Origin of the sequence: Enterococcus sp. 4G2_DIV0659 (assembly GCF_002140715.2) — a bacterium.
GTDB lineage: Bacteria > Bacillota > Bacilli > Lactobacillales > Enterococcaceae > Enterococcus_L > Enterococcus_L mansonii.
In genome coordinates, this window is sequence record NZ_NGLE02000001.1 from 235,769 (window position 1) to 250,379 (window position 14,611).

Annotated in this window: 10 protein-coding genes; 4 read left to right on the forward strand and 6 right to left on the reverse strand. The window is 36.8% G+C overall.

Going from position 1 to position 14,611, the window contains the following annotated elements:
- Window positions 1–581: 581 nt before the first annotated feature.
- The 3 genes from lysA to ppdK all read right to left on the reverse strand — a co-directional run bounded on the left by lysA (window position 582) and on the right by ppdK (window position 5,854).
- Complete coding sequence (gene lysA, locus A5880_RS01115) at window positions 582–1,883, reverse strand: diaminopimelate decarboxylase (protein WP_086330334.1); 1,302 nt, start codon at window positions 1,881–1,883, stop codon at window positions 582–584.
- 92 nt (window positions 1,884–1,975) lie between these two features.
- A complete protein-coding gene (locus tag A5880_RS01120; protein WP_086330242.1) occupies window positions 1,976–3,046 on the reverse strand; it encodes a serine hydrolase domain-containing protein in 1,071 nt (356 codons plus the stop codon).
- Between the two features lie 198 nt (window positions 3,047–3,244).
- A complete protein-coding gene (ppdK, locus tag A5880_RS01125; protein ID WP_086330243.1) occupies window positions 3,245–5,854 on the reverse strand; it encodes a pyruvate, phosphate dikinase in 2,610 nt (869 codons plus the stop codon).
- Window positions 5,855–6,027: 173 nt separating this feature from the next.
- On the opposite strand from ppdK, the gene A5880_RS01130 reads away from it, so the two are divergent.
- The 4 genes from A5880_RS01130 (at window position 6,028) to A5880_RS01145 (ending at window position 10,707) form a co-directional block, all read left to right on the forward strand.
- Window positions 6,028–6,663: a transcriptional regulator CcpN gene (locus A5880_RS01130; RefSeq protein ID WP_086330244.1), complete on the forward strand. Its 636-nt coding sequence runs from the start codon at window positions 6,028–6,030 to the stop codon at window positions 6,661–6,663.
- Between the two features lie 48 nt (window positions 6,664–6,711).
- Entirely contained in the window at window positions 6,712–7,527 is an 816-nt protein-coding gene (locus A5880_RS01135) for a pyruvate, water dikinase regulatory protein (protein WP_086330245.1), read from the forward strand.
- A gap of 12 nt (window positions 7,528–7,539) precedes the next feature.
- The gene (locus A5880_RS01140) at window positions 7,540–9,438 is read left to right on the forward strand and encodes a fructose-1,6-bisphosphatase (RefSeq protein ID WP_086330246.1); all 1,899 of its coding nucleotides are present in this window, start codon (window positions 7,540–7,542) and stop codon (window positions 9,436–9,438) included.
- Window positions 9,439–9,765: 327 nt separating this feature from the next.
- Window positions 9,766–10,707, forward strand: coding sequence for a serine hydrolase (locus A5880_RS01145; protein ID WP_086330247.1), 942 nt, complete (start codon window positions 9,766–9,768; stop codon window positions 10,705–10,707).
- 38 nt (window positions 10,708–10,745) lie between these two features.
- On the opposite strand, the gene A5880_RS01150 is transcribed toward A5880_RS01145, so the two are convergent.
- From A5880_RS01150 to A5880_RS01160, 3 genes are read right to left on the reverse strand one after another with little or no spacing between them, the layout of a single operon-like run.
- A complete protein-coding gene (locus tag A5880_RS01150) occupies window positions 10,746–11,381 on the reverse strand; it encodes a V-type ATP synthase subunit D (protein ID WP_086330248.1) in 636 nt (211 codons plus the stop codon).
- 5 nt (window positions 11,382–11,386) lie between these two features.
- Window positions 11,387–12,763, reverse strand: coding sequence for a V-type ATP synthase subunit B (locus A5880_RS01155; protein WP_086330249.1), 1,377 nt, complete (start codon window positions 12,761–12,763; stop codon window positions 11,387–11,389).
- Entirely contained in the window at window positions 12,756–14,537 is a 1,782-nt protein-coding gene (locus A5880_RS01160; RefSeq protein ID WP_179190386.1) for a V-type ATP synthase subunit A, read from the reverse strand. The genes A5880_RS01155 and A5880_RS01160 overlap by 8 nt, the downstream gene beginning before the upstream one ends.
- Window positions 14,538–14,611: the final 74 nt, after the last annotated feature.

Here is a 14,611-nt window from a genome sequence, read left to right on the forward strand (position 1 = left end):
TATAATCTATAATTTTTTATTTAAATCCTAGTTTTTTTGTAATTTTCTGCTCACTTTTTTCAGCTCCACCTCCGCCCATCTATCTCCGAGTCAATTATACAAGACAATAAGTGTTAAGTAAACACAGTTTCGAATTATTTGAATAATATTTTTAAAACAAATAAAAAATAGTGCGACCGGGACATCACTCTGTGAGTCATATCCTAGTCACACCCAAACCAAATAAACGACGGATGGAAAATACTTTTATCTTCTACTTTTTTTCAATACTGCATTCAACATGATAATCCCTGTTACAATTGTGGTTATAGCCTGTAGTAATTTGATTTTGTCGATTCCTTTTGATTTGACAGTCATATTAATCCCTCCTGTTGTCTATAAATCTATCTTACAACTAGATTTATTTCATTTCCAACCTCAAGCTTTAAATCCTTTTGTCACTTTACTACTAAAAAAACAAGCCCGTTAGAAAACGAAAAGCAGTTCCACTCCAAGCTCTGAGTGCAAATAAAAAAAAGCAGAAACCATCCTTTCGGAAATAAGCTTCTGCTTCAACATCGTCTATTCTATTATCTAATCTACTACTGACAATCTAATGCAATTAAATCTTCAAAGCTTTCTCGACGTATGGCTAGTCTATCTTCGCCATTTTCTACAAACACAACTGCAGGTTTTAAATTACGATTGTAATTATTCGCCATTGAATAACCATATGCACCTGTACTTGTAATAGCAAATAAATCACCTGCTTGTACTGGTGGCAGTTCGATTCCTTTTATCAGCACATCACCGGATTCACAATATTTACCAACAATTCTCACTTCTTCGCTAGGCTCTGCACTGATTCGATTAGCTAAAAATCCATCATACTGAGCATCATACAACGCAGGCCTGATGTTATCGCCCATTCCTCCATCTACTGCCACATAATGACGAACCCCTGGAATGCTCTTTTGTGAACCAACAGTATAAATTGTTGTCCCTGCTTCAGCAATAATGCTACGACCTGGCTCTATCCAAATTTCTGGAAAAGAATAATCCAACAATTCGCACTGACCTGTTACAGCATTTACTATCGCTTTTACAAACGCTTCTGGCTCAAGAGGATCATCTGCTTTAGTATATTGGACACCAAAACCGCCCCCCATATTCAAAACATCTACAGAGTAACCAAATGATTGCTTCCATTCATTTAAAATCAACAACATTTTTTCCACAGCTGCTAAAAATCCTTCTGCAGAAAATATTTGAGACCCAATGTGACAATGAGCGCCTTTTAAAACTAAGTGTTCATCAGCCAAAATTCTCTCTAATGCGTCCGTTGCTTGCCCACTGGCCACGTCAAAACCAAATTTAGAATCTACCTGACCTGTTAAAATATAATCATGGGTTTCGGCGTCAACGCCAGGTGTAATACGGAACATAACCTCTTGTTTCTTCCCTTTTTCTTCTAAAATAGCACTTAATAAATCAATTTCGTAAAAATTATCGATAATAATGGTCCCAACACCTTGATCTACGGCAAAAGCTAATTCTTCACTCGTTTTATTATTTCCGTGAAATTCGATATTTTCTGGAGACATCCCACCTTTTATAGCCGTGTAGATTTCACCAGCGGAAACGACATCGCAACCTAGTTCTTCTTCTTCAAGAAGCTTGTACATTGCCAAACAACAAAAAGCTTTACTGGCATAAATAACTTTATTCTTTACTCCTAAAGAGTTAAATGTTTGTTTAAAGCCTCTAGCACGTTGGCGAATATGTTCAACATCATAAACAAATAGCGGTGTACCGTATTTTTCAGCCAAAGCCACAGTATCACATCCACCAATCGTCAAATGTTTTTGTTCATTAAATTTCGCTGTTCCAAATAATAATGGCATCTCTTCACCTTCTTCAATTTGATTTATTAAAAATAATAGCACAAAAATGAAAAACTTCCTATCTCTTTTTCATTTTATTCACAACTATCCAATTACGTATTCAACCACTCTTCATATAAACGTTCACACAACTCTCGTAGACCATCGTTTGCTGGCTGATTTGCAAAAAGGATAATTAAATTTTGATTATTCTGATCACCATAAATCGCTGTATTGTATCCACCTAAACTACCTTCTGAATATTTCATTCCATCAAAATAGATCATTCCTGCTTGATATCCTGCTGTTTTGACATCTGCAAGTTGGTCATACTCTCTTTGTTTAAACAATTGACCATTTGATAATCCTTTAATAAAGGTTAAAAAATCTTCAACAGACATATACATGTTACCAGCACCTAATAAACTAGAAAATAGTTTTTCGCTCGCTGGAAATGGATCCTCTTGAAAATCTTGTTCTATATAATAATACGGCAAGACTTTTGCCTCGCCTTTAGGCAAATTGTCCCAGAAATAAGTGTGTTTTAGTGCTAGCTTATCAATCACCTCTTTTTGAATAACTTCTTTATATGATTGTCCAGCTATTTTCGAAATAATTCCCGCTAAAAGCGTATAGTTTCCATTTGAATAAAAAAATTCTTTATCTTGCGTAACAGTTAGTGTTTTTAAAGCATTATCAATTTGGCTGTCTTCATTAGTCAAAAGAGTCTCAGGCTCTTCTTCAGGCATCATGATACCAGAAGTATGATTAAGCAGCTGTCTGATTGTAATGGTTTTACTGTACTTTATTTCTGGATAAAAGCTAGCCAATGTGGTATTCAATGTAAGCTTCTTCTCTTGAACAAATTTTAAAATAATTGCACCAGTAATTATTTTTTGTAAAGAAGCAATTGGAAAAATAGTGTTTGCTTGATTGGACACTTTTTTATCTGCGTCTGCAAATCCATATCCTTGTTGAAGAAAAATGTTTCCCTGACGAATGAGCAGTGCTGTTCCTTGAAAATGCGCATTTTTGATTTCTTGATCTATCTTTTTTTTCTCATTTGTTTGTGTAGGTATATTCTTTGGATTATCCTCCGACCGATTCAAAAACCAACCACAAAGAAGGATACTACTCAGAGCGATCACGCCAAGCAAACTATACCACTTTAATCGCTTATTCACTTACTTCACTTCTTTCTTACACAGATACTTCAAATTATACCATGTCTTAAAATAAAGCGGACTACTGAAGGTTCGTAAAAAAAGTGAGTGGGACATAACTCTTCGAGTCATATCCCACTCACTTGGAATCCAGATAAACGCTATGAAAAAGCCAGAAATAATAAGTTAGTATCGTATAGTAATTCAGTTATTTTATTTCTAACATTCTTGAGCAATTGCCAAAATCGCCGCTGGAATCCGATATGGAGAACAAGAAATATAATCTACTCCAATTTTCTTTAAAAAGCGAATAGATTGTGGATCTCCCCCAACTTCTCCACAAACACCAATTTTAATGTCCGAATCGACCTGTCTAATTTTATCTACAGCTATTTTCATAAGTTCCCCTACCCCCATTTCATCTATATGCTGAAATGGGTCCTCCTTTAACAAGTGCTTCTCTTGATACGCTCCAATAAATTTGACAGAGTCATCACGGGAAAAGCCATACGTTAATTGCGTCAGATCATTGGTACCAAAACTAAAAAAATCGGCAACTTCTGCAATTTTATCCGCTGTTAAACATGCTCGTGGGATTTCTAACATTGTTCCTATTTTATACGGAACCGATTGACCTTTTTCATCAAAAACCCTTTCAACGACTCGGACTAAACGTTCTCTCAGCCAGCTCATCTCTTCTTGACTGCCGATTAACGGAATCATAATTTCCGGCTCAACAATTTCTTCTATATCCTGTTGAGAGACTTCTATTGCACTTTCAATAATAGCAGCTACTTGCATTTCATAGATTTGGGGAGTAGTCACGGCCAGACGACAGCCACGATGCCCCAGCATTGGATTTTGTTCATGTAATCCATCAATTCTATGATGGATCTGCGCCACAGTCCGTTCAGTCGCTTCAGCTAAATGGATAATTTCCTCTTCCGTTTGTGGTAAAAATTCATGCAGTGGCGGATCTAATAAACGAATCGTGCAGGCCTTTCCTCTCAACAAACAAAACATTATTCGGAAATCTTCTTTTTGAAATTCTTTTAATCGATTTAAAGGTGAAATCAGCGCTTCTTCTTGCTCTGCAAGAATCATTTTACGCATCTCAATGATCCGCTCTTCTCCAAAAAACATATGTTCTGTTCTTGCTAGTCCAACGCCTTGAGCGCCTAATTTCAGAGCTGTTTTGATATCTGCTGGTGTTTCTGCGTTCGCTTTGACATCAATTTTTGCCTCTTCTTTCGCCCAATTAGTAATCGTTTCTAACAATTGCCATTCGTCACCTTCAACGTAAGGAATATCATCTAGGTAGATTGTGCCTGTTGTACCATCAACTGAAATCCGGTCTCCCTGATACACCGTCATTTCTCCGACAGTTGCTTGCTGTAGAAATTCATCAACATAAATCTCTTCACATCCTGCGACACAACATACCCCCATCCCTCTGGCTACCACAGCAGCATGGGAAGTCATACCACCTCTAGAAGTCACAATAGCCTCACTGACCACCATTCCTTCAATATCTTCCGGTGAGGTTTCTTGGCGGATTAAAATGACCTTTTCTCCTTTTTCACTCGCTTTTTTCGCTTGTTCTGCGGTGAAATAGATGTTTCCACTGGCCGCACCTGGACTAGCGGGTAAGCCTTTGGCAAAAATTTTCGCTTGCGCTAATTGTGCAGGTTCAAACACAGGATGAAGTAATTGGGTCACCATTGTTGCATTAATTCGTTGAAGGGCTTCTTTTTTAGTAATGATTCCTTCTTCTACTAATTGAATACAAACTTTAAAAGCAGATTTAGCAGTGCGTTTCCCATTCCTCGTCTGTAAAAGATAAAGTTGTCCGTTCTCGATTGTAAATTCAATATCTTGCATATCCTTGTAGTGTTTTTCCAACAAATGACTTAATTGCAAAAATTTTTGATACACTTCAGGCATCAATACTTCAAGTTCACTGATTGGTTGAGGTGTTCTGATACCGGCAACTACGTCTTCTCCTTGAGCATTTAATAGGAACTCACCAAATATTCCTCTTTCTCCAGTTGCAGGATTTCTCGTAAAGGCAACACCAGTTCCGCTATTGGATCCAAAATTCCCGAAAACCATCTCTTGAATATTAACAGCTGTCCCTAACGAATCTGGAATATCATGCAAGCGACGATAGGTAACTGCTCTGCGATTATTCCAAGAACGAAAAACAGCTTCTATTGATAAAATAAGTTGCTCATGTGGGTTTTGTGGGAATGCTTGATGTGTCACTTCCAAATAAATATTTTTATAAACCGCTACCAATTCTCGCCAATCTTCCGCTTTCATATCAGTATCTGAGCGATATTTTTTCTTTGACTTGTAAAATTCAAGCTGTTCTTCAAATCGATCCTTACCAATACCACAAACAACATCACCAAACATTTGTAAAAGCCTTCTATAACAATCGTAGGCAAACCGGCTATCCCCAGTTTTTTGCGCCAAACCAACCACAGTTTCATCGTTAAGACCTAAGTTTAGAATCGTATCCATCATTCCTGGCATTGAAAATTTTGATCCACTTCTCACTGAAAGTAGTAACGGATTTGTTTGATTGCCAAATCGCTTTTTCGTTCTAACTTCCAAACTGGCAACATGTTCTTGAATTTCTTCATTAAGTTCACTTGAAATACTCTGTTTTTCTTGTAAATAATCTAAACATGCTTTTGTTGTAATTGTAAAACCTGTGGGCACAGGCAAGTTTAATTTTGTCATTTCAGCTAAATTTGCGCCTTTTCCTCCAAGTAAATCCGCTTGTTCTTTACTTCCATTAAAAAAATCAATCACATAATTCACGATAAAACTCTCCTTTTCGCCTTATTAGTGTATCACATTTAACTAAATACGATTATATTGTGTATCACATTTGATGTCAACAGGAAATATAGTACTTTTATTTTACTGTTGATTTATCTTTATAAGAAATATATAATAATTAGTGTGTCACATTTAGAAAGTAGGTCGATAGAATGAAACTTACCTCAAGACAATTGGAGATCATTAAAATCGTGAAGGAAAATGAGCCGATTAGTGGCGATAGTATCGCTAAGACACTTGGCTTAAGCCGTGCCACTTTGAGAAGCGACTTAGCTATTTTGACGATGACCGGTTTGCTTGATGCTAGACCAAAAGTAGGCTATTTTTATACAGGTCAAACAGTAGAGCCTTTACTTTATGAAAAATTATACAAAAAAACTGTTGAAGACATTATGTTACCGCCGATTTTGATTCATCAGAGTACGACTGTTTATGACGCTGTAACAAATCTATTTATGTACGATGTTGGTTCCTTGTACGTCAAAGATGACAACGATGATTTGATTGGTATTTTATCTCGTAAAGATTTATTACGCGCAGCCATCAGCAACCCGAATAGCGAAAAAACACCTGTTGCTATGATCATGAGTCGAATGCCTAATATAGTTACTATTACTCGCGACCGCACTATTTTGGAAGCAGGAGGTTTATTGATTCAACATAGCATTGATACATTACCCGTTGTAGAAAATGACCAACCAAAAAAAGTCATTGGTAAAGTAACCAAAACCAGAATGATGGCTTATTTTATCAACGCAGGTAATGATATTGAGAAAGAAAACTATTAAAAAAAACTTACTATAGAAATTATGTATGAAAAAGAGGAGCCTATATTCATGAAAAACGATAAAATCAAGATTTACCTAGTTTCAGATTCAGTTGGAGAAACAGCACAAAAAATTATTTCAGCCGTATCCGCTCAATACCCAAGCATTGATATGAGTGATGTTCAGCGTTTCCCATTTATCACAGACGAAGAATTATTACAACCGATTTTAAGAGATGCCTTACATGATAAAGCTGTGGTAGTTACAACATTAGTAAACAAAAATTTGGTTAATCTAGTCAAAGAATTCGCCAATCGTACTGGACTACAATTTGTTGATTACATGAGTCCATTAAGTGAAATAGTTGAAGGTACTTTTGGTGTTCAGCCCTTACAAGAGCCAGGGGCGATTCACAAATTAAACGAACAATATTTTAGCCGCGTATCAGCAATTGAATTTGCTGTTCGCTATGACGACGGTAAAGATTCAAAAGGCTTTTTAGAAGCAGACTATGTATTATTAGGTGTTTCCCGTACATCAAAAACACCATTAAGTATGTACATGGCAAACAGAAACCACAAGGTAGCAAATCTACCCTTAATTCCAGAAGTTGCTTTACCTGCTGAACTTGACCAAATCGATCCTAAAAAAATTATTGGCCTGACAACGAGCGTAGAAAGCTTGATGGACATTCGTAAATCTCGCTTACATTCCTTAGGCCTTAAAGAAGATTCCGCTTATACAAATGCCCAACGAATTCAAGAAGAATTGGACTACGCCGATAGCATCTTTAAAAAATATAATGCTCTTGTGATCAATGTAGATAAAAAATCAATCGAAGAAACAACAACGATTATTGAAGATTTAGCGCCGAACAGACGATAAGGAGGTTTTTAAATGAGCACTTTCCAGACAAATGAATTGATTGCTGAGCTCATCAACTTAGAAGCTATTTTAAACCTTCCCAAAGGAACGGAACATTTTATTAGTGACCTACATGGAGAATTCGAAGCATTCAATCATATCTTAAGAAACGGCTCAGGTAGTATTCGTAATAAAATCCACACATTATTCAGTCAAGAGCTTTCCATAGAACAGATGGATGAATTATGTTTTTTGATTTATTATCCCGAAGAAAAAGTCCTGTCACTAAAAAACAAAAAAAACTTATCTCAAGACTGGTGGTTTCAGACAATTGAACATTTATTGGTAATGGCACGCTTTTCTTCTAGTAAATATACTCGTTCTAAAGTTCGAAAAGCATTGCCGACAACCTATGCTTATATATTAGAAGAGTTGATTTACCAATATGATGAAACAACCGATAAAAAAGCCTATTATCGTCAAATCATTAAGAAAATCATCGAATTAGGTGAAGCTGAACGCTTTATCACCGACCTATCTTATTTGATTCAACGTTTTGTTATCGATCATCTACACGTTATCGGAGACATTTATGATCGTGGACCTTCCCCTGATAAAATCATGGATTCACTGATAAATTATCATTCAGTGGATATTCAGTGGGGCAATCACGATATCATTTGGCTTGGCGCTGTCAGTGGTTCAAAAGCTTGTTTAGCTAATGTCTTGAGAATTTGTGCTCGCTATGGCAATCTGGATCTTTTAGAAGACGCATATGGTATTGATCTCGATTCATTAAAATCCTTTAGTCGTAAAACCTATCAGGAAAATCTTCATTTCAAACCGAAAAAAAATCCTTATAGACACCTTTCTACTGCAGAAACAACGGACGCGATGAAAATACAACAAGCGATGGCAATCATTCAAGAAAAACTAGAAGGTCAGATAATTAAACGTCGTCCTGAATTTCAAATGGACCATCGTTTATTGTTAGATAAAATCGAAGTTAACCAAGTCCAGATAGACAATAAGTGCTATCCTTTGGTCAACGGATGCTTTCAAACAGTTAATTGGAATGATCCTTTTCAATTATCCCAAGAAGAAGAAGACATTATTGATGATTTACTGAGACAATTCCAACATTCTGAAAAGCTGAATTATCATATGACCTTTCTCATTGATAAGGGTTCTCTTTATCTTTCATATAATCACAATTTGTTAATTCATGGTTGCATTCCGCTAAATCAAGACGGGACATTTCAAAGTGCTACTTTCAATAAAAAAACGTATGCTGGAAGATCCCTCCTTGATTTTTTTGAAGAAAATATCAAGCAAGCCTTCAGAGAACCTTGGCAAACAGAGAATTTTTCAACAGATATCGTTTGGTATCTGTGGTGTGGAGAACGTTCGTCACTTTTTGGAAAAAAAGCAATGAAAACCTTTGAACGTTACTTTATCAAAGAACAAGAAACCCATGTGGAAGAAAAAAATGCCTATTATGAGTTAAGAAATAACCCTGAAATCTGTCAACGTATCTTAAGTGCCTTCGACTTAAAAAAACCATATGCTCATATTATTAACGGACATACGCCTGTAAAATCGATTGACGGGGAATCGCCCATCAAAGCAGACGGTAAAATGATCGTTATTGATGGCGGTTTTTCAAGGTCTTATCAAAAAGTAACAGGGATTGGAGGCTATACCCTCTTATACAACTCTTTTGGTATGCAACTAGCCGCCCATAAACCGTTCTCAAATAAAGAAGCGGCCATTGACAAAAATGATGATATTGTTTCTACAAGACAAATTGTGGATCGACAAATCACTCGTTTAAAAGTGAAAGATACATCAATCGGTCAAATGCTTCTCAAGGAAACCAACCAACTAAAAAAACAATTAGAAACGCAATCAAATTCGATTTTTTATAGCTAAAAACGACTGATCACCGCCAGCTTATACCTCACCGTGTTTCACAGCAATTTCAACTTTTTTACAAAGAGATTGCTTCTACCGTTTATATAGACTCCAAGTGGGCGGGATATGACTCAAAGAGTTATGTCTCACTCACTTTTGTGTTTTAATCCATCCACACCTCTTAACAAACATTGCAAAATCAATAGAAAAGTGATTAAATAGTTGTTGATCATATTTTTATTGAAAGAGCGATTTATTTTTAAGCCGCTTTTAATCATTCTTTGATATGATTCTTCTATTCACATTTTTACCGAAAGGAACGAAGGTTATTTGGAAAAAAAGAGAATGACTTTATATGGAATGATTTTCTCTATCTGCTTCTTTTTAATTGTATCGTTCTTTTTTTCGACCGATACAATAGATTACGCAACTGAGACTGAATTTAGTCAAAAAAATACCAATTCAAAGAAAATAGAACAGTCGCCAACCGTTGACAGTAAGGAATCTGAACCTAAAAAAAGTCCAGAATTGACTGCTTTTTACAAGAAAATCGAACAGATTATGACTGATGCTGCCAATTCTTTTAAGGGCGAGATCGGCATAACTTATGTTGATTTAACAACTGATAAACAGCTCTCTGTAAATGGGACGAAAGAATTCTATACTGCTAGTACAATCAAAGTACCTCTAGCTATGATGATTGCTGACAAGGTTCAAGCTGGATCTTTAAACTGGGATGATCAACTCACTTATAATGAAGAAAAAGATTATGAAGACGGAACAGGTATTATTATCAACAATATTCAACCGAAATATTCAGTAAGAACACTACAAGAATACAATATTATTTACTCAGACAATATCGCTAAAAATATGTTGTACGATACCTTTGGCGACGATATTAAAGCCAAACAAGCCCTCTATGCTCATTTTCTTCAAAAAGAAACAGAATGGGATGATGCAAAATTTACCTCTGAAGATGCTGCAAAAATTCTTAATATTTTATATAAGGAAAAACCATCAAACTCAGAGTACCAAGCCATCTATGACTATATGAAAAACACTGTTTTCCATGAAAGAATGGATACACCAACAACATCAGGAAAAGTTGCTCATAAAATCGGTTCCTATGGTGGCTATTTACATGATATGGGTATCTTGGAAACAGAGCATCCTTTTATTTTAACGGTTTTTACAAATGGCCCAACAGATGCTGGTATCCCATTTATTTCAACTATAACGGATCAGCTATGGACAACCCAGAGTAACGAATACCCCAAAAAATAGAGTTAAGATAGCATTTTACCTATCTTAACTCTATTTTTTTAAGCATTACTTCCCATGTTCTTGATTTTAATCAAGCGGGTGATTTCGCTACGTTCATTTTCTTCTAGTTTCATTTGAATATAATAAATTGTCTCTTCTAATTGAGGAATTGTCATATACTCTAAAGCATTCACGCGACGCCTAGTTTTCTCAATTTCTTCTGACATCAATTGGCACGTCTTTTCAACTTCTGCTAATTCTAAAAGTTTAGGTAAAATAGTTGAAATCTTTTCAAAAACACTGTCCAATTCAGCATTTGAATTTAAATATCCATAATTTAACGGTGCATCAGCAACTGTTTCGTCATAATGAAAATTCATGACGGGAACTGTAACACTCATAATATTTTTTTCGATTACATCTACAGTTACCTCGTCTGCCGGCACAGCTACTAATTCCTCTATAAACGCTTCGTTTAATGTTGCATTCGCTAAAACAAAACGTGATAAAGCACTCGTTACTTCTTTTTCTACGTCAAGACGCAAAAGATTATTTTTTTTGACCATTAAAATAAAACGCCGCATTAATTCATCTTGTTTGTCTTTTAATAGTTTATGTCCGCGACTGGCTGTGCCTAATTGTTTTTTTAGACGAGAGAGTTCCATTCGAGTGGGGTTTACATTTAAACGCGCCATTATGATCACTCTCCTTCAGTCAAGTATTGATCCAACAGCTCATCTTTGATTCGTTTTAATTCAGTTCTTGGTAACATAGATAATAATTCCCACCCTAAATCTAACGTTTCATCAATAGAACGATTAGCATAAAACCCTTGATTTACGTATTCTTTTTCAAAACGATCTGCAAATTTCGCATAAATTTTATCTACTTCAGACAGTGCCGATTCTCCCAGAACCACAGCTAACTCTTTTGCTTGTTTTCCTTGAGCGTATGCCGCAAATAATTGGTTCATAGTCGGTGCATGATCACCACGGGTCTTCCCTTCACCCGTTCCTTTATCTTTTAATCGAGATAAAGATGGCAATACATCGATTGGAGGTTGGATACCGCTTTTATACAACTCTCTCGATAAAATGATTTGCCCTTCAGTAATATACCCTGTTAAATCGGGAATTGGATGCGTCTTATCATCTTCTGGCATCGTCAAAATCGGAATTTGTGTTACTGATCCTTTCAACCCGCGAATTCGTCCAGCACGTTCATATAAAGTGGCTAAATTAGTATATAAATACCCTGGATAACCACGACGTCCCGGCACTTCTCTACGAGCAGCAGAAATTTCCCGCAATGCTTCACAATAATTCGTCATATCAGTCATAATAACTAAAACATGCATCCCTTTTTCATAAGCGAGATATTCTGCCGCAGTCAAAGCCATTCTTGGCGTTGCAATTCGTTCGATAGCGGGATCATTGGCTAAATTCATAAACATTACTGAACGATCAATTGCTCCTGTTTGACGGAAATCTTCCATGAAAAATTCAGCTTCTTCAAATGTAATACCAATCGCAGCAAACACAACAGCAAACTCTTCCTCACTATTCAATACATTGGCTTGACGAGCAATTTGAGCAGCTAATTCTTTATGAGGTAACCCTGAACCAGAAAATACTGGTAATTTCTGACCTCTAACTAACGTGTTCAAATGATCGATCGCTGATATCCCCGTTTGAATAAATTCATCTGGATAATCTCTGGAAACAGGATTGATTACTTCTCCATTGATATCTACCATTTTTTCAGGTAAAATCTCTGGACCCTTATCTTTTGGTCTACCTAGGCCATCAAAAACTCGACCAACCATGTCTTCTGATACTCCTAGCTCTAGAGGATGACCTAAAAAACGAACTTTTGAGTCTCGGATATTAATCCCGCTAGTTCCTTCAAAAATTTGGACCATTGCCTTATCTCCATTGATCTCTAACACTTGTCCTCGACGGATTTCGCCATTTTGCATCCGAACTTCAATCAGCTCTTCATATTTGACTCCCTCAACTTTTTCAACAATCATCAAGGGACCAACGACTTCATTGATCGTACGATACTCTTTAATCATGAGACATCCCTCCGTCCGCTACAATTTGTTTCAAGGTCAGCTTAATTTCATCAACTAACCCATCTAAGCGCTCAATTTGGTCTTCTGGCACATATTTGCTACGTGCAATTTGATCTCTCAGCTCAACAGTACCATTCATAAGTTCTGACAAATAAGCACCTAAAGCTAACGCTTCTTGTCCTTCCTTGTAAAATGTTAAAATCAAGCGTAGCATTTTATATTGTTTCTCTCTTGAAGTGAATGTATCCACATCATCAAAAGCATTTTGTTGTAAGTAATCTTCACGAATTGATTTAGCGACTTCTAAAGTTAAACGATCTTTATCTGATAAAGAATCAATTCCGACCAAGCGGACAATTTCTTCAAGCTGAGACTCTTCTTGCAAAATCCGCATGCCTTCCATTACCATTTCAGACCAGTTTACTTGTAGCTTTTGGTCAAGAGACTTGCCGACCTCAGATTCATATAATGAATAACTTTGCAACCAGTTAATTGATGGAAAATGACGTTTTTGCGCCAATGTTGCATCCAATCCCCAAAAAACTTTCACCACCCGTAATGTATTTTGAGTGACTGGCTCAGAAATGTCCCCACCCGATGGAGACACCGCACTAATTGCAGTAATACTTCCTTCACGATGATCTTTCCCTAAAGCCACAACTTGTCCCGCACGTTCGTAATACTCTGCTAAACGGCTTCCTAAGTAAGCAGGATATCCTTCATCACCTGGCATCTCTTCTAAACGCCCGCTCATTTCACGCAACGCTTCAGCCCAACGTGAAGTAGAATCTGCCATAATTGCTACAGAATAGCCCATATCACGGAAGTATTCAGCAATTGTGATTCCTGTGTAAATAGAAGCTTCCCGAGCCGCTACGGGCATATTAGACGTATTAGCGATTAATACCGTCCGTTCCATTACAGATTCTCCTGTACTTGGATCAATTAATTCAGGAAATTCATTTAGCACATCTGTCATTTCATTGCCGCGTTCGCCACAACCTACATAGACTACCAAATCAACATCTGCCCATTTAGCAATTTGATGTTGCACAACCGTCTTTCCTGCCCCAAAAGGACCTGGAACGGCTGCTGCTCCACCTTTGGTTACAGGGAAAAACGTATCAATGACACGTTGACCTGTTAACAATGGCACATCTGGATTTAGTTTTTCATAAATCGGACGCCCACGACGTACTGGCCATTTTTGCATCATTGTAAATTCTTGCTCACCTGTTGCTGTTTCAATAATGTAAATTGTTTCTTCTATGGTAAACTCGCCTTTTTTAACTTCTTTCACAGTCCCACTGACACCATAAGGAACCATGATTTTATGAGGTATTACTTTCGTTTCTTGAACAAGTCCGATAATATCTCCTGCTGACACTTCATCGCCTAGTGAAACAGTTGGCTCAAATAACCATTTTTTATCTCTATCCAACGCAGGAATTTGAACTCCTCTACTTAAAAAATTGCTTTCAGTTACTTCTGCAAATGTATCTAACGGACGTTGAATCCCATCAAACATCTCAGAAATTAACCCCGGAGCCAACTCAACTGATAACGCTTCTCCTGTTGTAACAACCGGCTCCCCCGGTCCAATTCCTGTTGTTTCTTCATATACTTGAATAGATGCGACATCGCCCCGCATCTCAATAATTTCTCCAATAACACCTAGATCACCAACGTGACAAATATCCTGAATACTTGCATCAGACATATTCTCCGCCATAACCAAAGGACCGGATACTTTAATAATTCTACCAGTTTGCAAAATCATTCCTCCTATTCCAAAAAGCTGAGCAGGCTCGCTTAATTCCGAACGAAAAATAGAAAAATATGTCTGAG

Coding starts and splice junctions, on each gene's coding strand:
- lysA (WP_086330334.1), bottom strand. CDS start 1,883: ATGCCATTATTATTTGGAACAGCGAAATTTAATGAACAAAAACATTTG.
- A5880_RS01130 (WP_086330244.1), top strand. CDS start 6,028: ATGAAACTTACCTCAAGACAATTGGAGATCATTAAAATCGTGAAGGAA.
- A5880_RS01135 (WP_086330245.1), top strand. CDS start 6,712: ATGAAAAACGATAAAATCAAGATTTACCTAGTTTCAGATTCAGTTGGA.
- A5880_RS01140 (WP_086330246.1), top strand. CDS start 7,540: ATGAGCACTTTCCAGACAAATGAATTGATTGCTGAGCTCATCAACTTA.
- A5880_RS01145 (WP_086330247.1), top strand. CDS start 9,766: ATGACTTTATATGGAATGATTTTCTCTATCTGCTTCTTTTTAATTGTA.
- A5880_RS01150 (WP_086330248.1), bottom strand. CDS start 11,381: ATGGCGCGTTTAAATGTAAACCCCACTCGAATGGAACTCTCTCGTCTA.
- A5880_RS01155 (WP_086330249.1), bottom strand. CDS start 12,763: ATGATTAAAGAGTATCGTACGATCAATGAAGTCGTTGGTCCCTTGATG.